Source organism: Bosea sp. BIWAKO-01, from assembly GCF_001748145.1.
In the GTDB taxonomy this organism is placed as follows: domain Bacteria; phylum Pseudomonadota; class Alphaproteobacteria; order Rhizobiales; family Beijerinckiaceae; genus Allobosea.
Genome location: NZ_BCQA01000002.1, coordinates 112,919 through 138,889, shown reverse-complemented (window position 1 = coordinate 138,889; position 25,971 = coordinate 112,919). Strand labels below are relative to the sequence as shown.

At 60.3% G+C, this 25,971-nt stretch carries 22 protein-coding genes and 3 pseudogenes; 11 read left to right on the top strand and 14 right to left on the bottom strand.

The genetic code is table 11. The features are described from left to right. Positions 1 to 550 precede the first annotated feature (550 nt). From BIWAKO_RS37495 to BIWAKO_RS32375, 3 genes and pseudogenes are all read right to left on the bottom strand, one after another. The gene (locus BIWAKO_RS37495; RefSeq protein WP_371332378.1) at positions 551 to 859 is read right to left on the bottom strand and encodes a thermonuclease family protein; all 309 of its coding nucleotides are present in this window, start codon (positions 857 to 859) and stop codon (positions 551 to 553) included. Between the two features lie 1,357 nt (positions 860 to 2,216). Beyond that, positions 2,217 to 3,641: an ISNCY family transposase gene (locus BIWAKO_RS32385; protein WP_069880922.1), complete on the bottom strand. Its 1,425-nt coding sequence runs from the start codon at positions 3,639 to 3,641 to the stop codon at positions 2,217 to 2,219. 135 nt (positions 3,642 to 3,776) lie between these two features. After that, positions 3,777 to 5,202, bottom strand: a pseudogene (locus tag BIWAKO_RS32375) (ISNCY family transposase). Positions 5,203 to 5,862: 660 nt separating this feature from the next. Here BIWAKO_RS32375 and BIWAKO_RS32370 point away from each other — a divergent pair. The 3 genes from BIWAKO_RS32370 to BIWAKO_RS32360 are packed head-to-tail and all read left to right on the top strand — an operon-like array spanning position 5,863 to position 9,632. Further along, a complete protein-coding gene (locus BIWAKO_RS32370; protein ID WP_069883101.1) occupies positions 5,863 to 6,528 on the top strand; it encodes a hypothetical protein in 666 nt (221 codons plus the stop codon). Beyond that, on the top strand, positions 6,504 to 7,397 hold the full coding sequence (locus tag BIWAKO_RS32365) for a hypothetical protein (protein ID WP_141740445.1): 894 nt from the start codon (positions 6,504 to 6,506) through the stop codon (positions 7,395 to 7,397). The genes BIWAKO_RS32370 and BIWAKO_RS32365 overlap by 25 nt, the downstream gene beginning before the upstream one ends. Positions 7,398 to 7,457: 60 nt before the next feature. Next, positions 7,458 to 9,632 carry an AAA domain-containing protein gene (locus tag BIWAKO_RS32360; RefSeq protein ID WP_069883099.1) on the top strand — a complete coding sequence of 725 codons (2,175 nt, stop codon included), beginning with the start codon at positions 7,458 to 7,460 and terminating at the stop codon, positions 9,630 to 9,632. 1,326 nt (positions 9,633 to 10,958) lie between these two features. Here the strand turns inward: BIWAKO_RS32360 and BIWAKO_RS37490 are convergent. Further along, on the bottom strand, positions 10,959 to 11,585 hold the full coding sequence (locus tag BIWAKO_RS37490) for a NapC/NirT family cytochrome c (RefSeq protein ID WP_084652433.1): 627 nt from the start codon (positions 11,583 to 11,585) through the stop codon (positions 10,959 to 10,961). On the opposite strand from BIWAKO_RS37490, the gene BIWAKO_RS35730 reads away from it, so the two are divergent. Further along, positions 11,554 to 11,835: a hypothetical protein gene (locus BIWAKO_RS35730; protein ID WP_069883098.1), complete on the top strand. Its 282-nt coding sequence runs from the start codon at positions 11,554 to 11,556 to the stop codon at positions 11,833 to 11,835. The genes BIWAKO_RS37490 and BIWAKO_RS35730 overlap by 32 nt on opposite strands. A 443-nt stretch (positions 11,836 to 12,278) precedes the next feature. Here the strand turns inward: BIWAKO_RS35730 and BIWAKO_RS35725 are convergent, their stop codons facing one another. From BIWAKO_RS35725 to BIWAKO_RS32335, 4 genes are all read right to left on the bottom strand, one after another. Further along, positions 12,279 to 12,557, bottom strand: coding sequence for a hypothetical protein (locus BIWAKO_RS35725; RefSeq protein WP_141740444.1), 279 nt, complete (start codon positions 12,555 to 12,557; stop codon positions 12,279 to 12,281). A 74-nt stretch (positions 12,558 to 12,631) separates the two neighbouring features. Next, on the bottom strand, positions 12,632 to 13,057 hold the full coding sequence (locus BIWAKO_RS32345; RefSeq protein ID WP_069883096.1) for a DUF1236 domain-containing protein: 426 nt from the start codon (positions 13,055 to 13,057) through the stop codon (positions 12,632 to 12,634). 418 nt (positions 13,058 to 13,475) lie between these two features. After that, on the bottom strand, positions 13,476 to 13,907 hold the full coding sequence (locus BIWAKO_RS32340) for a low affinity iron permease family protein (RefSeq protein ID WP_201788727.1): 432 nt from the start codon (positions 13,905 to 13,907) through the stop codon (positions 13,476 to 13,478). A 140-nt stretch (positions 13,908 to 14,047) separates the two neighbouring features. Further along, the gene (locus BIWAKO_RS32335) at positions 14,048 to 14,923 is read right to left on the bottom strand and encodes a hypothetical protein (protein ID WP_141740443.1); all 876 of its coding nucleotides are present in this window, start codon (positions 14,921 to 14,923) and stop codon (positions 14,048 to 14,050) included. A gap of 1,708 nt (positions 14,924 to 16,631) precedes the next feature. On the opposite strand from BIWAKO_RS32335, the gene BIWAKO_RS32330 reads away from it, so the two are divergent. Continuing rightward, positions 16,632 to 17,249, top strand: coding sequence for a helix-turn-helix transcriptional regulator (locus tag BIWAKO_RS32330; RefSeq protein WP_141740442.1), 618 nt, complete (start codon positions 16,632 to 16,634; stop codon positions 17,247 to 17,249). A 387-nt stretch (positions 17,250 to 17,636) separates the two neighbouring features. Here BIWAKO_RS32330 and BIWAKO_RS32325 read toward each other — a convergent pair whose 3' ends face one another. Beyond that, a complete protein-coding gene (locus BIWAKO_RS32325; RefSeq protein WP_069883094.1) occupies positions 17,637 to 18,023 on the bottom strand; it encodes a response regulator in 387 nt (128 codons plus the stop codon). Between the two features lie 222 nt (positions 18,024 to 18,245). Between BIWAKO_RS32325 and BIWAKO_RS32320 the strand changes: the two genes are divergently transcribed. After that, positions 18,246 to 18,959, top strand: a complete 714-nt coding sequence (locus BIWAKO_RS32320) for a Crp/Fnr family transcriptional regulator (RefSeq protein ID WP_069883093.1) — start codon at positions 18,246 to 18,248, stop codon at positions 18,957 to 18,959. 74 nt (positions 18,960 to 19,033) lie between these two features. On the opposite strand, the gene BIWAKO_RS32315 is transcribed toward BIWAKO_RS32320, so the two are convergent. Further along, positions 19,034 to 19,600 carry a general stress protein gene (locus BIWAKO_RS32315; RefSeq protein ID WP_069883371.1) on the bottom strand — a complete coding sequence of 189 codons (567 nt, stop codon included), beginning with the start codon at positions 19,598 to 19,600 and terminating at the stop codon, positions 19,034 to 19,036. A 39-nt stretch (positions 19,601 to 19,639) separates the two neighbouring features. Then, positions 19,640 to 19,933, bottom strand: coding sequence for a PepSY domain-containing protein (locus tag BIWAKO_RS32310; RefSeq protein WP_069883092.1), 294 nt, complete (start codon positions 19,931 to 19,933; stop codon positions 19,640 to 19,642). 155 nt (positions 19,934 to 20,088) lie between these two features. Between BIWAKO_RS32310 and BIWAKO_RS32305 the strand changes: the two genes are divergently transcribed. Further along, positions 20,089 to 20,592: a YciE/YciF ferroxidase family protein gene (locus tag BIWAKO_RS32305; RefSeq protein WP_069883370.1), complete on the top strand. Its 504-nt coding sequence runs from the start codon at positions 20,089 to 20,091 to the stop codon at positions 20,590 to 20,592. 136 nt (positions 20,593 to 20,728) lie between these two features. Beyond that, on the top strand, positions 20,729 to 21,085 hold the full coding sequence (locus BIWAKO_RS32300; protein ID WP_069883091.1) for a response regulator: 357 nt from the start codon (positions 20,729 to 20,731) through the stop codon (positions 21,083 to 21,085). Between the two features lie 110 nt (positions 21,086 to 21,195). Here the strand turns inward: BIWAKO_RS32300 and BIWAKO_RS32295 are convergent, their stop codons facing one another. Beyond that, complete coding sequence (locus BIWAKO_RS32295) at positions 21,196 to 22,194, bottom strand: sensor histidine kinase (protein ID WP_069883090.1); 999 nt, start codon at positions 22,192 to 22,194, stop codon at positions 21,196 to 21,198. A gap of 282 nt (positions 22,195 to 22,476) precedes the next feature. Here BIWAKO_RS32295 and BIWAKO_RS32290 point away from each other — a divergent pair, with 282 nt between their 5' ends. Next, positions 22,477 to 22,734, top strand: a complete 258-nt coding sequence (locus BIWAKO_RS32290; RefSeq protein WP_069883089.1) for a hypothetical protein — start codon at positions 22,477 to 22,479, stop codon at positions 22,732 to 22,734. Between the two features lie 441 nt (positions 22,735 to 23,175). On the opposite strand, the pseudogene BIWAKO_RS32285 reads toward BIWAKO_RS32290, so the two are convergent. Continuing rightward, a pseudogene (locus tag BIWAKO_RS32285) lies at positions 23,176 to 23,793 on the bottom strand (exodeoxyribonuclease III); the annotation flags it as partial. Between the two features lie 371 nt (positions 23,794 to 24,164). On the opposite strand from BIWAKO_RS32285, the pseudogene BIWAKO_RS32280 reads away from it, so the two are divergent. Continuing rightward, positions 24,165 to 24,558: pseudogene (locus BIWAKO_RS32280) on the top strand (IS110 family transposase); the annotation flags it as partial. A 213-nt stretch (positions 24,559 to 24,771) separates the two neighbouring features. Beyond that, on the top strand, positions 24,772 to 25,368 hold the full coding sequence (locus BIWAKO_RS32275) for a sensor histidine kinase (protein WP_274533624.1): 597 nt from the start codon (positions 24,772 to 24,774) through the stop codon (positions 25,366 to 25,368). Here the strand turns inward: BIWAKO_RS32275 and BIWAKO_RS32270 are convergent, their stop codons facing one another. After that, positions 25,369 to 25,725 carry a response regulator gene (locus BIWAKO_RS32270; protein WP_069883087.1) on the bottom strand — a complete coding sequence of 119 codons (357 nt, stop codon included), beginning with the start codon at positions 25,723 to 25,725 and terminating at the stop codon, positions 25,369 to 25,371. It lies immediately after the preceding gene. Positions 25,726 to 25,971: the final 246 nt, after the last annotated feature.

Here is a 25,971-nt window from a genome sequence, read left to right as displayed (position 1 = left end):
GTGAGCGCATCATTCGTTTCAAATGCAACCGATACTCTGCCTAGGAAACGGGCTGTGGCCGAAAGCAGCTTTTCACCGCGTTGGCTACGCGATTTCGGCGCGTTGCTGATTGCGAAGTTGAACCGCCCGCATGCGGACGTCCCAGAGGTCGGGAATGGGCGACTTTTGACCGTCCTGCGGCTCACCGCAAATGTCGGAGTTGGGTCGGGAGCGCGGTGCGAGAGCGTGGGGCGCATCTGTATCGCGCGTGCCGGCGGTGATTGGGGTCGAGCCGAAGTGACACCCTGCGAGAGTCCAGGCAGGAATATCGGTCAAGTCCGGTCCAGTTAAACAGGATTAGCGCTGGCCCGGTCTGTGTCTCGCGGGCCGAGCCAGCGCTATTGCCGACGCAATACCTGGGGCGCTTGTAGTGTCGCCCCTGATGGTTTCGAAACCCTTTAATCGCCTTGCGCAAAATCCGGAGTGGACTGACGAGGCATCCAGATGGACGGATCGGCAGGGACGCGTCACGCACCCCTCTCTGCCTGCGGGAGGCGCTTGGGGCGGCTGCTTAGCACCATGGCCGCCTACGGCCTTCCCAAGCCCGTGCTAGGCCCTCCGAGATCAGGACGGCTCCAACGGACTGACCACCCTGATAGACGACACTGAGGGCGCGTCCATACTGGTCTCTGTCCCGGCTGCCGTACGCCGCCAGGCTGAACTCGCCGGCGGAGAGCAACTCTACCAGTCGGTACTTCGCGCGATCGCCTAGAGCGCGTTCGCTGGGACATCGGGCACCGCCTGTCTCCTGAGCGTCGATGACGCAGTTTTCCGCGCCGCGGCGGCAGATTGGGAAGGGCGCAGCTGTAATCCGCTGCATCGTCGACGAAGCCGACTTGCCCGGGCGGACAACCTCAATATCCGAACGATCGGGCAACCCCGAGGTGAGGGGGGCGCGAAGCGATGCTTTGATTTCGGCTTGTCGATGTGGCGATGGGGTGAGTAGGCCGAGACCAGCCCCCATCGAGATGATGAAGACGCATCCGCAGACGATCTCGCATTGTGGCGAACTCATGCCGGCCAAAGCCCGTCGGAACGACATTGCTGCTCCTCCTACCGGCAGAGTGCCAGAGGCGAACTAAGGGAAAGCCAAGGGAGGCAGCACGGTCTGACGGTTCGTAGAACGAAACCCTTAGTGAAAAGAGCCCGGCTCGTGGGCCAAAAGAAGCTTCTGACGCCGTATGGTGGCAGCAAAACCGAGGCAGCGAAGCAGCCTCACTGGCCAGGGTTAGGAGCCCCGAAGAGGGCGACCGATAAGGCATCAAAATTCGCTCGTGCGCAGGCACGCGGAAGGGTCACGGAAGGCTCTTTGGCGTAGGCCAAGGCGCCTATCCCGTAGCCTCGTCATGAGGCGTCGGACACGCGAATTTTCGTGCCTTAATTCACGGCCATCCCGTCTCCAAGCCCCAAGAGCGTGCAGGCGCTGGACCACCGTAAAAAGGGTCGCCGAAGGGCGGCCAAACGACATCCAAAAGCGATCGGGCCGGGGCGAAGGCCTAGGCTGGCGTGCGCAGGCACGCCTCGAGATTGGAAGAGGATGGAAGTGGTGTGGTCCTGGGGGCTGTCGGAGACCGAAATGACGCGAAGGCGTCACTCAAAAATTGTGGCGTGCGAAGGCACCCACAAATTTTGAGGTATTGAGCCTATTTTTCATTTTTTGGGGAATGAGGCCCATTCCGAGCCTGTCCTTGGTGGGAGGCAGCCACTGTGAGGCTGCGCATTTGCGGGGGGCGCCGTCCTTGGCTGGGGGCTTCTCAGGCGCCCTGAGCGGGCAACGCCGTCAGCGAAGGGCAGAGCCTGGTCCTTGGAGGGGAGGGAGGCTCCATGGGGTCTTTAAGCCCGTCTACGGGCCTCGTCGTGGTGGGGAACGCCGGCAGCAGCTGCCAGTGCTTCAGCCAGCAGATGCCGCCGGCGGGATCGTCGCTTCGAAGCGGAGTGTCGCCAGCCACCGCGGGGTTTGTACGAGTCCACAAAATCTGAAGCGTAGGCGCCCATTTCGGGCCCCTTTTGGATGGGGCAAAAATAGGCTCAATACCTCAGTTTTTCTGCAGAGCACGATGGATTTGGTAATGAGGCTCAATACCGCAAACGTGACGCGTACCGCCGACGGACGCCGCGGATACGCCAGCCTGTTGCAACACCTTTGAAATGTCTCAGGTTTTGGCAATTTAGAAATGTCACAGCCGCGCTCTCGACGGAGCCTCTGTTGGGGCTGCGGAGACCTCACATATCGCAGCAGCCCCAACAGAGGCGTGGGGAAGGGCGCCTTTGGCGGCGATGTGCAGATCGACGAAAGAAGGGCGACCTCGCCTTCGTCCCTTGGGACGAGCCACATAGCCACCGGCTTCGCTAGTGGTCTTCACCGGTGCCGGCCTGATCTCATCCTGGCGGGCCTTCACCCAGGCCAGAACTTCCGACAAGCGCTTGTTCTCGACGATCGCGGCATGGGTCACACGCTGCTTCTTGTCGAAGGTCCGGTAGGCCAGGCAAACGCCCTTCCAGCGGATCTCGAGCCGGCCATCGGGAAACTCGTAGGTCTCAACATATTTGCCCACCAGGCCAGCGGTCACAGGCGTCTCGTCCAGAATGACGCGCTTGCCGTCATAAGAGAGGGCCAACTGCTGCGTGACATAGCGCTGTTCGCGCCACGCCAGGATCGTGTCGAGCCGATCCGACGTGCTCTCGAGAGGACGATGCAGGTCCTCCGGACGGGAAGGCGGCGTCGCGAAGCGCGCATTGAAACGCTCGACAAAGCCCGGAAGGTACGTGTTCGCCGCCTCGATCGACGAGATCCCGGCCAGCCGCAGCTCCTTCACCAGCCGGTCCTGCAAGGTGCGGTTCACCCGCTCAACCCGGCCCTTGGCCTGGCTCGAATGAGCGCACAGGATCTCAATGCTCAGCTCGGACAGCGCCCGCCCGAACTGCGTCATGCCTTGGCCTCCGAGAGCCTGGGGCTTCGACACCCGGAAGATCGAGTGCTTGTCGGAATAGAAGGCAAGGGGCCGACCATGGCTCGTCAGATAGCCCTTCAGCGTCTCAAAATACGCAAAGGCGCTCTCCGACGCCACAAAACGAAGCGCCACCAGGCGGCTCGTCGCGTCGTCGATAAACACGATCAGCGTGCAGCGCCCGCCGCGATCCTCGAACCAGGCGTGTTCGCTGCCATCAATCTGAACCAGTTCGCCAAAATGATCGCGGCGGATGCGCGGCTGGTGAAACCGGCGTCGCTGCGTGCGCGACAGCCAGAGCCCGTCCTCGCTCATCCATTTGCGTAGCGTCTCCCGGGAGACGCTCAGTCCATGCCGCTCCAGCAGCATCTGGCTCGCAAAGGTCGGCCCGAAATCCCGGTAGTGCTCCGCCACATATGCCAGGGCCAGATTGCGCACATGCGGCCCCAGCAAACGGTTCGACGGACGTCCGCGCGCGCGATGGCGCAGGCCCGCCGCGCCGCCATCTGCAAACAGAAGCGCAAGACGATGCGCCTGGCGCCGAGACACGCCCATCAAACCGGCCGCCGCCGTCATCGTCAGCCGGCCAGACAAAACCGACCCCAGCACTTCAGCACGCCGAAGCTCTCGTTCGCTCATCTCCACCCAGCCCATGCCACCCCCCCCAAACCCATCAGCCCGGGGAGTGTGACATTCCTAGTTTGCCACGGTGGGACATTTTAGCTTTGCGCCTACACCAGCCTGTTGCAACACCTTTGAAATGTCTCAGGTTTTGGCAATTTAGAAATGTCACAGCCGCGCTCTCGACGGAGCCTCTGTTGGGGCTGCGGAGACCTCACATATCGCAGCAGCCCCAACAGAGGCGTGGGGAAGGGCGCCTTTGGCGGCGATGTGCAGATCGACGAAAGAAGGGCGACCTCGCCTTCGTCCCTTGGGACGAGCCACATAGCCACCGGCTTCGCTAGTGGTCTTCACCGGTGCCGGCCTGATCTCATCCTGGCGGGCCTTCACCCAGGCCAGAACTTCCGACAAGCGCTTGTTCTCGACGATCGCGGCATGGGTCACACGCTGCTTCTTGTCGAAGGTCCGGTAGGCCAGGCAAACGCCCTTCCAGCGGATCTCGAGCCGGCCATCGGGAAACTCGTAGGTCTCAACATATTTGCCCACCAGGCCAGCGGTCACAGGCGTCTCGTCCAGAATGACGCGCTTGCCGTCATAAGAGAGGGCCAACTGCTGCGTGACATAGCGCTGTTCGCGCCACGCCAGGATCGTGTCGAGCCGATCCGACGTGCTCTCGAGAGGACGATGCAGGTCCTCCGGACGGGAAGGCGGGCGTCGCGAAGCGCGCATTGAAACGCTCGACAAAGCCCGGAAGGTACGTGTTCGCCGCCTCGATCGACGAGATCCCGGCCAGCCGCAGCTCCTTCACCAGCCGGTCCTGCAAGGTGCGGTTCACCCGCTCAACCCGGCCCTTGGCCTGGCTCGAATGAGCGCACAGGATCTCAATGCTCAGCTCGGACAGCGCCCGCCCGAACTGCGTCATGCCTTGGCCTCCGAGAGCCTGGGGCTTCGACACCCGGAAGATCGAGTGCTTGTCGGAATAGAAGGCAAGGGGCCGACCATGGCTCGTCAGATAGCCCTTCAGCGTCTCAAAATACGCAAAGGCGCTCTCCGACGCCACAAAACGAAGCGCCACCAGGCGGCTCGTCGCGTCGTCGATAAACACGATCAGCGTGCAGCGCCCGCCGCGATCCTCGAACCAGGCGTGTTCGCTGCCATCAATCTGAACCAGTTCGCCAAAATGATCGCGGCGGATGCGCGGCTGGTGAAACCGGCGTCGCTGCGTGCGCGACAGCCAGAGCCCGTCCTCGCTCATCCATTTGCGTAGCGTCTCCCGGGAGACGCTCAGTCCATGCCGCTCCAGCAGCATCTGGCTCGCAAAGGTCGGCCCGAAATCCCGGTAGTGCTCCGCCACATATGCCAGGGCCAGATTGCGCACATGCGGCCCCAGCAAACGGTTCGACGGACGTCCGCGCGCGCGATGGCGCAGGCCCGCCGCGCCGCCATCTGCAAACAGAAGCGCAAGACGATGCGCCTGGCGCCGAGACACGCCCATCAAACCGGCCGCCGCCGTCATCGTCAGCCGGCCAGACAAAACCGACCCCAGCACTTCAGCACGCCGAAGCTCTCGTTCGCTCATCTCCACCCAGCCCATGCCACCCCCCCCCAAACCCATCAGCCCGGGGAGTGTGACATTCCTAGTTTGCCACGGTGGGACATTTTAGCTTTGCGCCTACACCAGCCGATTCGCATAAGGAAGATTATGGAACGTTTACGCTCCCGCGGCACCTGTCGGCACGATTTAGCTGCCCGCCATCCTGCCAGAAATATTGGCCGCGAACGAGCGCGACTGAACTTAACAAACTCCGCTTTTAATGCCCTATCCCGCACGCATAATCTTCGCACACGTCACTGAGACTGTCCGTTTTGAGGCACGATGGATTGGCACTCTGCCTCACCCGGCGCAGGGCACGCTCATCCCGCAGCACTGCGCGAAGCGCGGCCCGACAATTTCCGCACTCTTCTGCTCTTGCAGTGTGCGGCCTCCGCGGCAGCGCAATCCTTGCACTATGGCGAGGTTGGGCAAAAGGGCCGAGCTCGAAAAATGCATGGACCCAGGCGGCTATAATAGCGCAATTGGCCCGACCACGGCGCAGCGCCGAAGGCAGACCGCGACGTTCGTGACACTGCATGATCTCGAGCGTCGTAATGATGCACTTGCTTCAGGCCCTTGCTCGGGCGGTTGAAGGTGAGGTAAGATATATTTGCGTATAATTTTACGTATATTGCCATTTAATATTGCTCTGGAATTTGAATGCCGGTCTTTCGATACGTCTGGGGCGTCGAGCGCCCCCGCGATAAAATTCGCCGTCACACGCTCAACATCACAGTCGCGGCCGCCGCTGCTCGGGCCGAGGCCGAGCAAGAATTCGAGGATGCGCGCCGCAGCTATGAACGCCGCCTGGCCCGGATCGATGCCGACGTCGCCGCCGAAAAGCTGCAATTGAAATTTGTCCACTTGTCGACGCCGGGCGGGCGCTACGATCGCAAGACCGCGCTAGACGTCGCGGCAAAATTTGGCTTGCTTGACGGCCAGGGAAAAAAACGCGGACGAGGGCGGCCTCCAAAGTACGGCCCCGATGATCCAAGACCGAGACGGCCGTCCCGGGCAAAGACCCTCGCCGGCCGGCTGCGCGCCAAGACTTTGCGATCCTCCGCAGCCGCCGCGGTGGTTATTCAGGCGCAGCTGCCAGCCCATACCAACCACGACGAGTTCATGGCTGGTGGCGGCGATTCAGCATTACCAGGCGAACGCCAGGACCTGCTCAATCTCGATGGTTCGGCGCTCCCTGCCCCGCCGCTGACGCCCCGCCACAGACAGCTGAGCCAGTCCCGCTCGACCCGGCCGACGTGGCGGCCAAGCATCATGCTCTGGCGCTCAGAGCCCTCCAGTTCATGGCTGATTCAACGCAGTCTTTGAGCGCGCACGACGTGGCACTGCGCAGCACCTATTTACAGGCTCATGTGCAGCAGCATCATCTCATCCGCCCCTGGGTACGCGGCCAGCATGGCGCGAAGCTGCATGATTACGACTTCAGCGATCCGTTCGATCTGTCGAAGGTCAACGCCGAGATTCGGGCAGTCTGCAAAGGGCTGGGGCTGTCGCGGCACAGTCCGACTGACGATGAGAAAAACCCTGATCTAGGCATGCCGCTCGAAGATCTCGAAGCCTGGATGAAGGCTGGAATCTTCAATGATATCGATTTCGCTGCAGCCGATTTTGAAAAGTATATGAAGGAATTCAAAGACGCCCGGAGGTTTTACCGCTTTTTTCGTTCACACTTTGAGCCAATCATCAACGCGGAGCGCCTGCGGATCGAGGTCTGGCCCTACATCGAGCGCCGTCTGCGCTCGGTCGAATGGTATGCGATGCTGCTGTCCCGGGGCGAGATTGATCGCGACACGGCGCAAGCACTCTGCGCCTATGACGATTTTCGCCTTGTCGGAAGACTCGAGCTCGCGGCGCAAGCGGTCTATCGCTCCCTTACCAAGGCGATGCACTGGTTTTCTGGCTTCTCTCCGACGGAGCTAAGGAAATGGGCCGGAACGGATGGCCCGGGCGCGAGGTGCCGCGTCCACGAGGGCTTTCCCGCCTGGGCCTTTCCGAGCGCTTTGGCGGCCGCCTTTGTCGATGGCCATCTCGTCGACACGAGCCCCAAGCTCGACTACCACCCGCCGACCCAGCAAGAGCTCATCGATTTTGCGGCGAATGATAGCGAATTGCAGATCGCGAGTCAGATGATCCTGACCGGAATTGGGTACTGCGACGTAATGATCCAATTGCCATAAAATAGAATCGACAACTTATTTCACTTAAATATTCGATACCTCGATGGGCACGATAATATTGTGAATATTAATTTTTGCGTTTACTCGATTAGAAAATTCCAGAAAGCGCTGGTCGACGAGATCGCCAAAGGCGCGTTGCTTGAGCTTCCGCCGCCCGAGAGCGCTCAGGCCGTCTATCTCGCAGGAACAGGCATTGCCGTTCGCGGCGCGTTGGCGCCCGGCAACACGCTGCCGCTCGGCAGCGACGCCATGTTGGCGGGAGCAGGCAGCTCGATTGAGAACCTGTATCTGATGGCCTCGATGGATGTCGCCTCAATCCAACAGTGTGGCTTCTCGTCGCTCTACGCTGGCCTAGGCCTCGTCGAATGGGCCGATCAGCCTGAGCAGGAGAGCTGCTACGCGCCACTCGTTCTCATTCCCGTGCGGGTCGTCGGACTGGGTACCGGAACACTCACAATTCAACAGGCCGGCGCCCCTATTCTCAACGATGTCCTGATCCGACGCCTCGGACTCACGCGATCAGCTCTTCCTGACGACCCGCTTCGCTACAGGCCGAAGAAGTCGCATGCGAAGGTGAGAGGGTTTTCCGACAAGGCCGTGCTCGGCCTTTTCAACCGCGTCAGCCAGGCGTTGCTGGAGAGGCTCGAGTTTCTCCTCGATCGTACGATCGAACGGCATCCGTCGATTGCGAGACTGCTGGGCGTTGAACCAGCAAGGCCCGACGGGCCGCATCAAGCTCCGGCCGAGCCCAGATGCCCTCTACCCGCCGATACCGATCAGTTCGAAGCGGCCCAAGCGGTTGCCACGGGAAACAGCTTGCTGATTTACGGACCGCCGGGAACCGGTAAGACCCAGACCATCACCAATATCATCGCGCACCTTCTCGCGGAGAAGAAGAGGGTGCTCTTGCTCTCGGACTCGGTCAATGCGCTCGATCCGGTGCTATCACGGCTGGACAGCCTGGCCTCGCCGAACCTCCTTGATCTTCGCGCCGCCAACAACAGCCCCGCCGCCGGACACGGCGCGGTGGACGGTTTCTGCGACGGCCTGGCGCAGCTGCCGCGCTCAGAACAGCCTGCGCTTGTTATCGCAACTCCGGCTGGCTGTCTGATGGGCATCCCGCCGCTCTGGTCCTTTGATGCGGTCATTTTCGACGAGGCGTCCAGAACCCGGTTCGCCTACGCCCTGCCCGCTCTCGCGTTGGCGCCGCAGGTTGTGATCGTCGGCGACCATCAGCAATGTGGTCCGATCCGAACGATCAAACTGGCCGTAGACGGAACAGTCGTCGACACTGGCGACATCAGCCTTCTCGACGCTGCGCGATCGGCGAAGCTGCCGTCGGTAAAGCTCACGCGACACTATAGGTCGCGTCATCCCAGCCTGATTGAGTTCTCCAACGAGCGATTTTATGCCTGCACGTTGAAAGCCGTTCCGTCGCCGCACAACCACGGTGCCTATGGCTGTGTATTGCGCAAAGTCGACGGCGGACTGTTCAAGGACGGAGCCAATATCATCGAAGCGTCGGCACTCGTCGAGGGCGTGTTGGGCCAGATCGAGAGCTCCCAGCGGTCAGTCGGCATTATCGCCATGACGCATAAGCAGTGCGCGATCATAGCAAAAATGCTGAAAGAAAAGGCGCCTGAATTTGAGAGGTTGGTGACGATCATGCACGCCAGCGCCTCTCAGGGTGTCGAACGGGAGATCGTGTATGTCTCGCTGACGCATGGACCGGACGAAACGGGGCAGCAAAGACGAAACTTCGGGATCTTGAGCGCCATGGAAGGCGACAAAATCCTCAACGTGTGCCTGACGCGGGCGCGATATCGGACTGAGGTGTTTTCGAGCATCGACACGACCAACCTTGATCCCGACGCGCGTAGCCCTGCCGGCGCTCTTGCGGACTTTCTCATCAGCTATCGGGAACGGTCCAATATTCAAACCATGACGCCGACGGCCACCCACTCGAACTCAACTTTCCTTATTGATGGAGCTTACACTACAACACAGTTCCAAAATGTCCTAATATTCAAGAAAAATAGTCGATATACGCTCAAGCAATTCGCAGTTCAGCTGACAGGAATGCAGGCAGTACGCGATGATACGTCGCAAAGGGTGCAATTGGAGAATAACGGCTGGGAGCCCATATCGATCGCCCATGAACTCATAAACAGCAATAATATTTTCTCTGAACCTTTAATCAAGAATATGCTTAGAGAACTAAGGCTCGGTTTATAAATTATTGAATTATTTCTCAACGATAATAGTTGATATCGGTCAGTGAGTAATCCAGGGCTTCTACGGAGTATCGTGCCGCTGCTGTCGGCGAGGATGCCGACTGCGTTGGAGCCGTTCGTCGTGTTGATCGGCCCGGAGGAATTCACCGTTATGCTGCCGCTGCCAGAAAGGGCTGTGATGCCGGTGCCGTTCCCGCCAAAGGTTGTAATGCCCGGGCCGGTATAGGTCACATCGATTTGCGCAGCTGCACCGTTTAGGGCGCGAATACCGGCCGGTAGATTAGCGGAATTGGTGGTCACCGGTCCGGAACTCGTGATTGCCGATGCCACGTTCGCAGTTAACTTGTCGGTGGCTGCGCTCGAACTTGAAAAGACATAGACCCCGGGGCCCCCAAATTGCGTGCCGCTCACGTTGATGACGGTGCCGGCCGCGGTGGTGACCGTAGCCGAACCGCTGTTGCCACCAACCCACGCGAGGATGCCTCGGGGCCGAGCTGCGTCAACGTTGATCGTGCCGCTATTGTATGTCACGGACGCATCGCCGGCCGCACTGGCTACCAGTAACGTGTCACCCGAATGAGCGAGCAAGCCGTACTGGCTGGGCCCGACACCAGTGCCCGCGACGACGTTGACATCTCCCGAAGCCACGACGATGGCGTTGCCAATGCCGCGGTTGTCCGCCTGTATGCCGCCCGATTCAAGTCCGCTTGAGGTGAGGCGCTGACCGCTCCAGTTTACGCTCGCCACATGAGGAAACCCCGTTAGGTTTGGCATTGCGAACGCCAATATCGCCCAGTCGCTTGCGGTGCCGTTCACATCAATCGTGGTGTTCGTTGCCGTAATTATGGCGTCGCCGCTTGATTGTATTCGTAAACCGGTGTTGTTGTTGCTAAGCGGATTGGCGACATTGGCGATGGTTAAATCATTCGCAGTGATGGTGATGTTAGCACTGCCCAGGGTCACGCCGGTGGTGTTAGCGGCGTTGACGGCGTTGACGCCGCCCGGGCCGGGCGGGATGACGACATTGACACCCGGCAGAAGCGTGAGGTTGATGGGGGCGTTAGTACCAACGCCGTCGGCATTGATGCCGCTAGGATAGGGGTTGCCACCCGGCGTACAGGTCGTGTTGTCGAGGAGACCCGCGCACTGCGCCAGCGCCGGCTCCGCCACGCTTAAGGTCAAGGGCGTAAGTGCGGACGCCGCCATAAGCAAAAGCTTTCGACGTCCAGCGCCGACGCTTCGCAAGATGCAGGGAGGTCGAATTGCGGCATCGCAAGTCATGCAGCCTCCACATCTCAAGTCGCGCGCCTAATAGGCCCGCTCTCACCTATGTGGCGACTTCGAATCGCAAAGTGGCAACTCCGAGTCGCGCACCAAGAGAAGAGTTCGAGAGTCGATAATTTTTGTCAAACGGCATCGACTTGCTCCGACAAGAATTCCGCGCCGTGTTGCAGAGATACTGCAGGGGGGCATGCCCATCCGCCCTGGCCGTCGGAGGCGTGGGACGCCGTTGATTGGCGCGCTCGCTTGGCAGGCACGCTTGCCTTCGATGCTGGCGAGATAGGCGCGCAGTTCCCGTTCGGGCCCATGCCAGGAGGCGCTGCCCTTGCCCTGGAGTTCGGGGGCTTCCTTCCATCCTTCGGATCAGGAACCGGCTGTGGATCTCGGCTGCCCGTCGCGTCTGCTTGGTAAAGCCCTGCACCACGTTGGATTGGCGGTTGCGGCATTCCAGCGAGCCGTTCGCCTTCAGCCGCGCCCATTCATGCTTGGCGAGTTCCAGCCGGTGATCGACGAATTTCCGGCGTGTCGAGATCGTGCCGAAGATCTCGCCCAGACTTCGAAGCCTGCATCGCTGCCCCCCTACGCGGTTGTCGCAATCAGCCTTCACGTCCAATGTGTCTAGCGAAGAGCATGGAGACGATATGATTCTGTTCGAACAGCTCGCTTCCCGCATCAAAGGGCCTCCGGCCGAGAACGAAGATTGGTGGCATCTCTGCTACAACTCCGACACCAACGAATTTTACGTCGAGCACGAGTGGAGCCACGTCCCGATTGACGGATTGCAGCTGAAGAGCGGCACCGAAAAACATGATGCTAACGCGTGGGCAGGTCCGGGCGCCGAGCACATTCCTCATGCCAGGAACATGTTGTTGGATCGGGCGAACGCCTACAGGGCCCAAGCTCAAAAGCGCCCCGTGGCATGATCGGAAACGCCCCCTTGTCTCGACGGCGAGAGGTTGATTGACCACCAAAGCGTCAATGCTGTGGATTGCCGACAGGCGCTCGTACTCTGCTTTGGAGTGCTCGGCTTGAATCATTGATGTGAAGGCGGCCCTGGAAGCCCCTGCGGCGGCAACTTTCTGTGAACCCGAAAAACCTGTCTTAACTACGACGCCGCATCGCAAGCGCAAATCGTCGATCGCTATGCAAAGTACATTTGAGGCGATTAGCGTTCCGTGTCAGTATTCGTCATGGGAATGGTGATATTCGAGACCTGCCACGGGGGCGGCTTGTGAAATCGATGGCGTCAGGGAGCAGAAGCTCAGCATGGCCGCTGCAACGAAGACTGATTTTCGCATCGGTTCCTCCTCATGACCAAGCAGCGGGCTTTGGAAAGCACCAACACACCCGCTGTATGCGCCAGACGTCAGTCGCAGATGCGCATCCGGCGCTCGACAAGCTCGCCGTAGCGATTGACCCGACGCTTTATGACAGAGCGGCAATCGTCATCGTCGTCGTCGAGAACAGCGGGACCTCGGAAGCCACGCCGTTCCCCAACAGAGCGGTAGCCACGGGGCTCGTGATAGCGCGGACCGTCATAGCCCGGCCGTTCGATACCGAATTCTAACTGAACCTGCGCTTGCGCCGGAGCGCTGAAGGCGGCGGTAGCCGCCATAGCAGCGGCGATCAGGATTGGCCGTAACATGGCGTTGTCTCCTTGGTTGATCAGGGCGAACCCGATCGAAAGGAGCCCACCCTGTCAGGGTGGGCTCCAGTTGATCACTCGATGATCTGCACGATCTTGCGGGTCTTCGGCTCGACCAGGACGGTCTGGCCGTTAATCACGGTGTAGCGATATTCGGTCTTGCCGTAGCGAGCCGGAACCTCTCGATAGGTCACCGTGTCGGGTAACGTGGCGCCGACGACAACCTTTTCGCGGTATGCCACCGACGGCACCTTCTGCTCCGTCACATAGGTGCGGAACTCGGTGCGCTGGTCGGCCGCAATGCCGCCCACAATCGCGCCCGCCGCAGCGCCGCCGACGGCACCCACGGCTGCTCCCACAGGTCCGCCAACGATCGCGCCGCCGACAGCGCCTGTGGCCGCGCCACTCGCGGCTCCACCCGCTGCGCCCGAGTTCGACTGTGCAAAAGCAGTCGCAGGAACAACGGCGAGCGCGGCGACCAGAACAAGATTCTTGATCATGGTTCTTCTCCCTTGATGGCCCCCGCCGCAAATCTAAACGGCTGGCTGGATCGCGTGTTCCATGAATAACCGTTCATAATTAGGGAATTAGCGTGTAGCTGCGCATGTAGACTTGCTTATGGTTGCGCCGCCGCCGCGTTGTTTCTCGTTTTATGCGAGCGGATACTGGTCAGCGGCAATTCGGCCGCGACGTATCGATTGAACTAGGCATGGATTTGAAAGGCCGCGATGATTTCGCAATTCTGTAGCGCTGGCTATCCACGTATCCTACATCTGCAACGTCGCCGGTGGTATAATTGTGAGATCAACCACAGCCGACGGGCCGAGCGACCGTTCAGATCGACGGCGAGGCACGGCCCTACATCCTGGACCAGCAGCGGGGCGGGGCTGCTGACCTAATATTGAGCGCGGGAAACGGCTAGGAACTGGCTTCCGGTACGGGGGCGTTGCGTTCTCGGGCACGCTTCGCGCGTCGCTCGAATTCGGTCCGAAGCCCCTCGAGTTTCTCTTCGTCGAGCTCCTCAAGATCAAGTAACTCCTCACGGGCCCCCTCAAGACGAACAATCAGTTCATCCAGCTTGATCTGCATGGCGCAGGTATCTCGGTTTTGGCTGTTCTGGATGATGAAGACCATCAGGAAGGTAACAATCGTGGTGGATGTGTTGATCACCAATTGCCAGGTGTCGTTGAAGCCAAAGAACGGCCCAGACAATGCCCAAACAACGATGATCGCCAGCGCCACAAAAAAGGTCTGAGGCTTTCCCGCCCACCGGGCCGTGGTCTGGGATAGCCGGGTAAACAGGGAAGCATCGCTTCCGAGGTCGGCCATTGAATCCTGGTAGTTTGCCATTGCGCACCTTGGCTCAATTGAGGAGGGACATGGTGGCTCGATTTCGCACCCGAAAGGACTCTTGTTGGGCTGCCGTTGGGAAGCAGATGCCGTTGCCGCCAGGACGTGGGCGGGGCTCCTGCGAGCCTCGCCCACCTTTCTTATCGCTGGCCGAACAGCGACCCGAGATTCACTTCCTCGTCGCGATGCTTACCGCCAAGTTGGGCCGCCAGCCAGGCTGCCGCGGCGCCTAACAACAGCACTGCGGCCGTCATGAATGCGGCGATCACCGCAGCCTTGCGAGCGTGCTCCGCGGCTTGCTTTGCGGTGGCCTTCGCCTGCTCCAGTTTGGCAAAAGCGTCATCCACCTTCTTTTGAGCCTCGGGCTGAGGGATGTTCATCCGGGCAGCCACACGGGTGGCGATGTAGTCGCGATCAGCTTGATCCAGCTTTCCCGATGTCATGCCAGTCATAAAGATCCGGGACGCTTCTTCACGCTCACCGGCAGTCGGTGGCGTGGTGCCATTCGACCTCATTACGGAATCCAAGGCCGAGCCCAACGGATCGGCCTGCTGACTGATCAGAGCGGCCGCCCCGCCAGTTGCGGCAGCCGCGCCGGTGGCGACTGTTTTGGCCGCGCCAATCAACGACGAACTGGCGATCATTGTTACGATCAGCGCTCCGGCAGCCCAAACGACCAGACCATGCGCACCGTCGCGGATGTGGCGCTCATGATCGCTGGCCTCGGTCACGGGTCGACGCATCCGACCGGCGAGATAGCCGCCCGCGCTGCACGCCGAAACTGTGATCCAGATTGCCCAGAGGCCTGCGGCGATGGTCAAGGCTGCCACGCCGGACGACCGCGCGGGATCGGCGGACACCATCGATAGGCCAACGGCAGAGCCGAAAGCCGCCATGACCGTGGTGATAGCGGCAGAAAGCGTGGCTCCGCCAAAGATCGCGCCCCATTCGAGATAGGACCCGCCGGAAGCTCTTGAGGCGGGAGGGGCAACGACGACGACGTCGGGTGTGCTCACGGACATGATGCAGCCCTTACCGAAGACCGAGGAATGAAAGGATGGCCAATACGACCACGATGAGGCCAACGATGTAGATGACGCCGTTCATAGAACCCTCCGGTTGCACCGCCACGTATGTGGCGTCGGATCAACAGACGGCGGAACGAAATAGTTCCACCCGGAACGGATGAGCCGGGAACACCAAGGCTTGTCGCGGGATCAAACTTTACAAACTGGAGGACAAACCATGGGCCGCGGCATACTTCTCTGGATGTTGGGTATTCCATTGCCGATCATCATCCTGCTCGCATTCTTTCGATAGCGTTCGGCCGAAAGACGCTGATGAGATCGGAGACGGATACCTAAGGACAGCGATAACCGGGCTCCTGCCGAACACGGAGGACGGAATTGCGAATGTCCTTCCTCAGCAGCAGCAGGCCGTTTGTGGCGGCGCGGGCGTATCCTCAATTCAGCCGTCAGCGCCGCGCCGCCTCAATTGAGTCAGGTAGATTTATTCTGAAGAATCGATGATGCGACGCGTCGAGGCCAGCGGGCCAATTCAGGGATTGACGGGCAATGGATAAACGACCCTGACTTTACGTGTGCTTTTGACGCTTGGATGGATCTCATCGGCGGGGGTGGCCGACGGTTGCTGCACATCGACAGCCCGCTTAATTTCGGACCCCTGTGACATGGACAGCCGCTCCCCCAGTACCATAGGGCCGACTTGACTGCGCGGTGCGGCCGGACTCTCGGCCAAAGCGAAGACTGGTGAAAACAGCACGATGACGGCACACAGAACGATCGATCGAGAATTCATTATGATGCTCCGAATTTGAGCACCAAACCTTTGATATGGCACAATGTTCCACATTAGCCTGGCTGGAAGCCAAGACGCCGTCAAATTCGCGTGCGCCAAGTCATGAGCGCCGCGCCCCTCTCAGCAGTGCCGGAGCTGTCTCCTGTCATCGCCGGGTGCGCTCATGCTGGGTGGCGCCTTTCTTTGGCGGCAAAACCTTCGGAAAGCCTAGGGCTCGCTCAGCCCGTCAACGACTTTTCTCGGCTTGGTTGAGGGAAGCGCTCCGGCGCCTGGCGTCGCGTCATGGTTTGTCGAGCCCTCTTTCACATGAGGCCCTGCCGCGGACATAGTTTTATCAGGCAGGCATCCCGATTCTGTCCTGGCCTTCAATCTTTGTACGGGCGCGGTCGAATTCGCTGTCTGGTTTTTTGGCGGTTGTCATCCACTTTTCCTCGGCATTACGTAGCAAAGACCACCCAGGACTCGCCTAAGCATCTGAATCGTTGTCGTTCCCGCCCAGAAACGCCATTTCGATTAGTCGCGATCGCGGCGGAGCGTAGGCCTGCTCGTTACGAATTGCCATCCACGGACCTTGGCGCGCGGTTTACCTGCGCGCTTCTCGCAGCGTCGAACTGGGCCGTCCGGGATGCAGCGGCCGGCCTTGCGACGGGTGCCATTGTTTGATCTGGCGCAACGACGAGCACTTACCCCTTGTAGAAAGATGGGCAACTGACGGGAGCATTTACCGCGCGTCCGTAGCGCTCAATGACGCCTTCGCGTCTGAGAACGTGAGCACGCTGGCGCGAACAAGTGAAATGCGGGGAATGATGAGCGCCGCTTGATAGCGACAGGATGTCGCCAACCCATGACCGGCAGAAAAGGGGGCTCTCCCGAGAACCGAACGGCTTGCACCATGAGGTTAAACCCATGATCTCAAATCCGGCTCGATCATCCAACGGCGTGCTAGGAGACCAAGACGAAAGCGAGGGTTCCAGCATCTATCGCAGCGCTGTTTTCCTCAGCATGCTCGACCGCATAGGTTGTGGCTATCTTGTCATTGAGGGCAACCGAAAGATCATCGAGGCCAACACCACGGCACGCGCGATCCTTGGCCGTGAAGAGTCACTGCACGATCTCGACAAACTCACGAGCGCCTTCAAGCAACTGATCGCTCGCTCCCCAAACCGCCAACGACTAGGTGCACTGAGCTGGATCGCCATCTGGGGCAAACAGGACGCGCCCTTTATCCTCAATCAGTTCGCTGACGACATCCCCGTAGGAATGAGCGTAGTCATGCTGCTCGATCTTGCCGATCACCCTGAACCCAATCCCGTTAGGCTTCAAAGCATGTTCGGCCTGACAATGGCCGAAACGCGTCTGGCTCTTCGAATGGCACATGGCGATGTGCCGAGAGATGTGGCCCGGAACTGCCAACTCAGCCCTACTACCATTCGTTCGCAACTGGCCGCGCTTTTCGCCAAGACCAACACCAATCGACAGGCCGAGTTGGTCACGTTGCTCGCTCGGGTCGCCGTCTTGCCGTGAGGGCTCAGATCGGTACATCCGGCGATGGGTGCTGAGGTATATGGGTAGCGAGCGCACTAGCGTTCTGGGCGCCTGCAGCCCAAGCTAATCTCGCCTGCTAACCTGCCTTAAACAGGACGTTGCGAGGGTCGGCAAAGGGTCGATTTTGCTCCTTTGACCCCGGTCCGGAAGCTGACGTTCGTTCGGGCAATAGTGCGAGAGCCTGCGCCGACTCTCGGTCGCGTCGCCGTTAACCAACGCCCCGCATCTTATTCTAGCGCCCAGAAAGGAAGCGGCGTTCGCGCACGGTCTTCGGCTCCTGATAAGCAGCGTTGAGTCTTTGATGATGTCCCCACTCTGTGACAACTTCCGGCTAAACGGCCTTTTTCCCAGCAATCGACGGACGTCCTACTCCGCCCCGACGTCCGTAGGGAGCATGGACTGGACAAATTCGACGATGCGGTTGGGTGGTGCTGGCTTCTCCAGCCATTTACCGGCATGGAAGACGGGATCGACCGAGGTCTCGCTCGCACGGGTTCCGGAGAACACGATGAACGGGATGGCTCCCGCGAGAAGCCGATGCGCGACTTCGACGCTCGACCCGTCCGACAGACCGATGTCGAGCACCACCATGTCGGGAGTGTTGGTCGTCAACCAGTCTATCGCTTTTGCGTTGGTCGCGAATGTCGCCGGCACATCGTAGCCTGCCTCCGACAGGATGCCCTCTATGTCGAGGGCGACTATCGGCTCGTCCTCGAGGACGAGGACGGATTTCTTTGGCCGGCGGGTGCTCATCGGAAGGCCTGCCTTACTCAAGGTATCGCCGTGGCCGTTCTCGCCCCCGGTTACTGTCGGCACCTTCGTAATCTATCGTACTAATATATCTTATTTTCCGTCTGATAAAGGACAAAACGACAATTCGAACACCATTGTGATGTAAACAAAAAGAATTCAGTACCGGTAAGGTACGCCCTCTCAAGAGAATTGACGCTCTTGTCCTTTGAGAGAAGAGCCTTGATGCCCGATGATCGGCTACGCGTTAGAAATAGACTTCTCGCCGTTTTGAGCGATGAGGACTTCGCTGAGATTTTTGATCTACTCGATCTTGTTGAATTGCCTCGCCGCATTGCCTTGTCCGAGGCAAATGAGAAGGATGGGCACAGTTACTTCCTCGAGTCCGGCGTCGCCTCCATCATCGCCGTATCTCCCGGAGGGCTCCGCGCGGAGGTTGGACTGTTCGGCAGGGACGGAATGACGCCTTCGGGACTGATGATTGATGCCGGTTTGAGCCCATTCCAGGTCATCATGCAGATCACCGGGAATGGGTATCGGATCAAGAGCAAGATGCTCGCGCGAATACTGGCGGAACGCCCCGCGTTTCTCAATCTGCTGACCCGCTATGCTCATACACTGGCCGTCCAGACGGCCTACACGGCCCTGTCAAACGCGGTGCATTCCGTCGATGAGCGCCTCGCGCGCTGGATTCTCATGTGCCACGACCGGTCCGATGGCCAGGGAGTGTCGCTGACGCATGATTTCCTCGCCGTACTGCTCGCAGTGCGGAGGCCGAGTGTCACGACCGCACTCCACGGCCTGGAAGGGCGCAAGTTCATTCTGGCCGAACGCGGCTTGATCACCATTGTCGATAGACCCGGCTTGGCTGAATTCGCCGCGGACGCATACGGCACGCCGGAAGGCGTTTACGATCGGCTCATCAACGCAGTCGCCTAAACTACGAAAAAGGCCCCCGGGGCGTTCCTCGGAGGCCTCGATCAACGGTCGGCGTTACTCAAGATGTGAGCGGTCTAGTCGACCGGAAACTGCGGTCGCCCAGGCGAGGTCGTGCTCCCGGCATAGGGAGCGGCATTCTCGTCGAACCCTGTCCAGCCCTCAGTGCGATAGCTGGCGAGGCGGGTGTCGCGATCGATCGGGGAGAAACCGTCCATGATCCTCTCGACCGTCGCAGCATGCTCGTCGGGTGCTTTTACGGAGACCACGGTGCCGCCGCGACGGACCGTCTCCGCGTGGTAGTTCGCATCCTCCTTGCTGAGACCGGCGCTGGTGAGCAAGCCGACCAGTCCGCCGGCTGCCGCCCCGGCGACCGCGCCAGCGGCTGTGGCTGCGAGCCATCCCGCCGCCACGACGGGACCGACCCCGGGAATGGCGAGCATGCCGAGGCCGGCCAGCAGCCCTGCCGCACCGCCAACCCCGGCACCGATGCCTGCCCCTTCGGCAGCATTGTTGTCATTGGTGCGCTCGTCCCGGCCAACGACGCTGATATCCGAATCCGAAATCCCGGCCTCTCCGAGGTTTTCGATCACGGCGGCGGCGGTCTCGTAGTCTTCGTAGGAGCGGGTTATGGTATGGGTCATGTGTTTCTCCAGATGATATGTGGGAATGCGTTGCATCGATCAGTTGCGAACGATATTGCCGCGGTAATCGACGGAGACGTTGACCTTGGCGCCGGCATTCATCGCCGACCCCTTCCAAACTCCCTTGTCGTCCTTCTTCAAGCCGGTCACATCTGAGTAGCCGCTGGCTTCGAGACGGCTCTTTGCCTGGCCCTCAGTAAAACTGTTCGCGCCCGGCAAGGGGGCGTTGGCATCGACGGGAGAGGTCGGCGTCGGAGCAGTGGTCGACGTCTGGGCGATCACGGCGAACGCCGGCAATGCCGCGACGAGCGCGACAGTGAGCAGAGATTTCATTTTCGAGGTCCTGGAGCGGTGAAGTCCGCTGATGCTGATCCAACGGATAGCTGCTCACGAATGTTCCGGATTTATTCACGGACCCGTGAGGAACACTCCGCGCTGGCATCCGTTGCTCAGGCAATCCCTTTTCGGATCGGAGATGACCCATGGCCATGACACCCAAGCCGCTCGACGAGATGTTTCACGACATGCTCAAGGACGTCTATTACGCAGAAAAGCAAATCCTGAAGACCCTGCCCAAGATGGCGAAGGCGGCGAAATCGCCTGAACTCAAGAAGGCTTTCGAGACCCACAGGGCCGAGACGGAAGGTCATGTCGAGCGCCTGGGTGACGTCTTCGAATCGATTGGCAAGGCGCCTCGGGGCAAGACCTGCGATGCCATCCTCGGCATCATCGAGGAAGGCAAAGCGGTGATGGAGGACTACGCGGACAGCCCAGCCCTGGACGCCGGCCTGGTCGCCTCGGCGCAGGCCGTCGAGCACTATGAGATGGCGCGCTATGGAACTTTGAAGGCCTGGGCTCAGCAGCTCGGGCATAAGGATGCGGTGAGCCTACTCGACGCGACGCTTGCCGAGGAGACCAAGACGGACAAGCTGCTGACCCAGCTTGGCGGCCCGGCCAACACGGCCGCTGTCACGGTCGCCAAGGCGGCGTAAGCGCCATCGGGATGGCCCGCCGAGCGGCACTCGGCGGGCCATCCCGACTTAACGTTAGTCGAAATGAAATTGCGGGCTTTTTCTTTATAGTTCAGTGTTTCGGACGGCGCTTGAGTCGCCCCTGTGAGTTTAGCCAATGGCCCACCTGGTTGTCCTAATCGTCGAAGATGACGTGTTTATCAGAATGGATGCCGCTTCGATGCTTGAGGACGCCGGCTTCGAGGCCCTCGAGGCGAGTAATGCCGACGACGCTCTCACGTTGCTGGAAGCCCGCTCCGACATTCGCATCGTGTTCACCGACATCGAGATGCCGGGCTCGATGAATGGGCTAAAGCTAGCCTTCTTGGTGCGGGGCCGCTGGCCCTCGATTACAATCATCATCGCGAGCGGGCGCATCCAACCAGAGCCCAAAGAAATGCCCGCCGACGTAACATTTCTACGCAAGCCATACAGCCATGCCGCCGTATTGGAGGCGATCGAGTTGGCAGCATAGGCTCCGGGAAATCGATCCGCCTCCTTCGATCTCAACCGGCGGGACGCGGGTAACATTCTGCGGAAGCCGCACTCAAGGGCGTCATGCGTCGAAGCCCTGGACCGCGCTGTCTAGTCAGCTAGCTTTTCCGCCTTGATCCGTAGCGTGACAATAACACCCTCAGCGGACCAGTTGTAGTCGATCGAGCCCCCCAGTTGCCCCGAGATGCTGCGGACCACGAGGCGGCTACCATACCCACCGGCACCGTTCGGGGGCTCGACGGCTGGACCTCCCCGCTCTGTCCACACGAGCTTGATCTCTTCCTCGTCCGAACAACCTGAAACATCCAGGGTGCCGGTGTCGGCCGACAGCGCGCCATATTTCAACGAGTTGGTCGCAAGTTCATGGATGATCAGGGCCAGCGTGGTCGCCGCACCTTCACCAACGCCCATCCGCGGCACCGCAACGCGGATGCGCCCACTGAAGGCGCCCACGTCCTCGTAAGGAGACAGAAGAATCGACAACAGGTCGCCGAGCAGAGCCGCGTGCCCCTGATGGCCGGGAAGCGGTCTCACCAAATCGTGGGCTCGTCCAAGAGCCGCCAGGCGCCCCGTCAGTTCGGTGGCCATCTCTTTAGCTGTCGTGGTGGACCGCGACGAGAGCTGGGTCAGCCCCGCAGCAATTGCCAGCAGATTCTTGACGCGATGACTCATCTCTCCGGCGAGAAGCTCATGGCCCTCCTCGGCCTGCTTGCGCCCCGTCACATCAAGAAAGATGCCGTAGGCAATGCCGTTATGTAGATGCGAGTCGTCGCCAATGCCCCGAGCGGAGATCCATCGGATCTCCTCGCCGATGATGATGCGGAAGTCTATTTCGTAAGCGCCCACGATCGCCCGCGTCGCCGTGAAGGCGCCCCGCACCCGATCCCGGTCGGCCGGGTGGATACGGGCTGAGAGGTCCTCGAACTTCACTGGGTTGCCGTCGTCCGGCACGGCCCATAAGGCGTATCCCCGTTCGTCCATGGCGAACCGGTCGGTCTCAACGTTCCACGACCACAGGGCGACCCCGGCTGCGCCGATAGCGCGCCGGAGGATGTCAGCGTTCCACGACAGAGGGTTGCTGGTGGGCATGATTGTACTCGGAGCGGCCGCGGGGTGGGCACGCTAGCAGCAGATGCCAGGGTTCTCTAAGTTTCAAGATCGGACGGCGACCATGGCTTAGGTGAAGCTCTGCTCCCCTCCGATGGCTTGCAAGGTACATTCGAAGGCGAGGCGGCAGCAGACACCGCTCCTGCCCGACTGTCTTGAGGATTACTCGCGGGCACGACCGCTGCGCTTCCGCAAACAGTACGGAACTCGCGTCTTCGGCGAGCGTTTCGAAGATGCGAGTCATCTTCTTCCCTGGAGAAAAACATGATCCCCGAACCTGTCAACGCGACCGAGAATATCTCCGAAGTCGCCCAAGTTGTTGGCCACCGCGTCGGCGATATGGCTGACTCGTTAGGAGCCGCAGTGAACAGGGCGTGGGACGAGAGAATGGGGAATGTCGCCCAAGAGCAGGCCACCGATTTCCAACAGATGATAATCGATGAAGTTCTAGAAAGGCCGGTTCGTGCCCTTGGTTTTGCTGCCGCTATCGGCCTAATCGCCGGCTTTATTGTCGCTCGCTAATGTTACCGTCTCTGAGCTCAGTCATTGCGTCGGAGATCACCGGTCGGTTGAAAAGGATAGCGGCTGTCTATTTGCTTTATGGGGCAGCCGGAATTTTGCTCATATTTGCTACCGGATACGCTTTGGACGCACTTCACGGTCGGCTAGCATCGAATTTCGGAGTAATCCAGGCCAGCCTGATGATAGCCGCGCTTCTGGCGACGATCGCCGTGGTGGCGATCCTCGTTGCTTACTTCATCGGCCGACCTCGGCAAGCCGTGCCGAATGCAAAAGTCGCTGCTTTGATGCCTAGTCTCGGACATCACAAGGCATGGATACCCGCTGTTAGTGGAATGATTTTTGGGGGTGCAGTTACAACCCTCGGCATGCACCTCAAGTACCGAAGCATGAGCAGTTCGCTAAGGAGTGATCGGAACTTTATGGACGAACATAAGAGATAGACATGCGCTCGTCCGGATGCAGCCTGCGCAATGCGTCGGTCCAACCCCGTCCCGTCAGGGCACGGAAGGCCTGCTTCACTTCCGGACGGAACAGGGCGTCGCCGCGCCACCGCTCCGGCTTGTAGACATCGAGATCGGTTGGGATCACGTTGAAGTCCCCCGCGAGCACGGCAGGAATCCTGAGCGCGAGCAGATCGCTCGCATAAGCTTCGAAGCGACGAAACCAGCGCAGCTTGTAGTCGAATTTCGGACCAGGGACGGGATTGCCGTTCGGAAGGTAGAGGCACCCGATCAACACCCCGTCAACGGCGGCCTCGATGTAGCGGCTGTGCGTATCGTCGGGATCCCCCGGAAGTCCCCGACGGGTCAAGATGGGATCCTGACCCCGCGCCAGGATGGCGACACCGTTCCAGCTCTTTTGTCCGTGCCAGATCGCGCCGTAGCCCGCGTTCTCGATTTCGCGCGCCGGGAAGCGCTCGTCCTGACATTTGAGTTCCTGGAGGCACACCACATCCGGTTCGGCTTCCCCGAGCCAGCGCAAGAGCACCGGAAGCCGCCCATTCACGCCGTTGACGTTGAAGGTGGCGATCTTCGCGTGGCGGTAAGCGGCCTTGGGCAGGGCCACTCCGCTAGCACCAAAAGTCGAGGATTTGCTCGTACAACACCATTCTCCGCCAGTGAAAGCCGATCTGTCCCGCGTTCCCTCAACGTGCGTTCTCAATGCTGCTCTGAAAGCAAAAGTTCCCTCTCGGTATCGATCGAGTGGAACGCGGTCATCCTCGCGCCGCCGAGGTCACGGCGGACTGGTATGCCGGGTGCTCGGCGTCACCATCCTTGGTAACCAGGAGCCTTCCACGAACGCTCCGACACCTTCAGGACGAGCCGAACATGCTCGATGCAGGCACGGCGACGCGCGGGGGGTATTCGGGGCGCGTCGCGCGGCGGAAGCCGCAGCATGATGGTGCTTCGATCCAACCTCGGAGCCTTACCATGAGCCAGCAACTGCACGTCGGCCTCGATGTCTCCGTCAAGAAGACTGCGATCTGCATCGTCCATCCCCACGGCAAGATCGTGCACCGTGCCACCGTCGAGAGCCATCCCGAGGTGATCGGCAAACCTCATCGGCCTCGGCTACAGCTACGCTCGTGTCGGCTTGGAGGCGGGGCCGCTCTCGCCATGGCTCTACGCCGGCCTGGTCGAAGCGGGGCTGCCGGCGATCTGCGTTGAGGCCGCCCTGTCGGCGCGCATCAATAAGACCGACCGCAACGACGCGATGGGCATCGCTCAGATGATGCGTGTCGGCCTATTCAAGCCGGTCCATGTCAAAACGCCCGCGAGCCAGCAACGCAGGCTGCTCCTGACCTCGCGCAAACTGCTTCAGCGTGCGGGTTCCGAAGAATCGACTGTCCAGTCATTTCTTCTTTACCGGCCGCCCCGGATTGAGCGCGCTCGGTGCTCTAGAGGGCTTTAAATCCCCTTTTGCTGGTGATGCGACATTCGCATCCGCCGCCGGTTTGGCGCGATCGTCTTTTGGTATGCCTGTCCCCGGCCGCGGGCGGCTATCGCTTGTCCTCCCGGGCTGGCCTGTCGGTTTGTTTTGATCTGCCTTCGCCATGAGCAGCGGCAACGCCTGCTCGCTCTTGAACTGAAACACCGAATGAAGAACACGGTCGCCATGATCCAGGCGATCGCCAATCAGACGATCCGCGGCGGCCCCGAGGTAGACGCCATAAAGGAGGCGTTTGTCGCCCGCCTCACTACGATGGCCTCCGCGCAGGACATCCTAACGCAGACCGTATGGGCCAAGGCGGGCCTGGCCTACCTCGTCGAGGAATCGCTAAAGGGGCAAAGTGATCTCACCCGCTTTCGGATCGAGGGCCCCCCGGTCGAGCTCTCGTCGAAAACCGCCCTGGCGATGGCGCTCGCGCTGCATGAGCTGGCGACCAACGCCACGAAGTATGGCGCCCTCAGCCAGGACAACGGACGTATCGACGTGAGTTGGTCGGTCGTGGGAGGGGAGTTCAATTTCGAGTGGCGGGAGAGCAGCGGCCCGCCCACCCGGCGTGGCTTTGGATCGCGCATGATCGAGCGCGCCTTGGCGGGATACTTCAGCGGTACGGCGGGGATAAACTATGAGCCATCCGGGGTCTTCTTCGCGCTTCGCGGACCTATAGAGGCGCTGACCGCGGACTGATCAAGCCGCGTGTCGGAAGGCCTCTATCACCTCGGCTGGTCGATACGGCTTCTTCAGATATCGGGTGTTGTCCGGCAAATCTTCGGCCGCAGGAACGAGGCGTCCACTCGCCACCACGATTGTGACCGGTGGCCAGCCCTCCCTTACGGCATGGGCCAAGTTAATGCCGTCCATCGAGCCGGGCATCTCGATATCTGTGAACATAACCGCGATGTCGTTGCGGGTGTTCAAGATGGCCATCGCCTCATCCGCATCGCGAGCCTCGATAGCTCGGAACCCCGCATCTTCGATGAAGTCGACCGCGTCCATCCGGAGCAGCGGCTCATCTTCTACGACCAGGACAACCAACTTCGACATGACGTGCTTTCGGGTGTGACCCTTAGCCAACTGCCGCTGGCGGCAGTTGTTGCGTCCTATTGAAGATAATTGCGCCCATTATCCTTAGTGCTTCGTTACCATGCCCCATTCTGGGGTGATCCTGCGGCGCCCCGCGCATCGGAACGCGGGAGCCACGCGCGCAATATCACTCCGCAACTTCACGCGCGTTCAGGTTCAACTCAGCCATGTCAGCTCGCTTGAAAAGAGGCGCTTCGATCGCGGTAG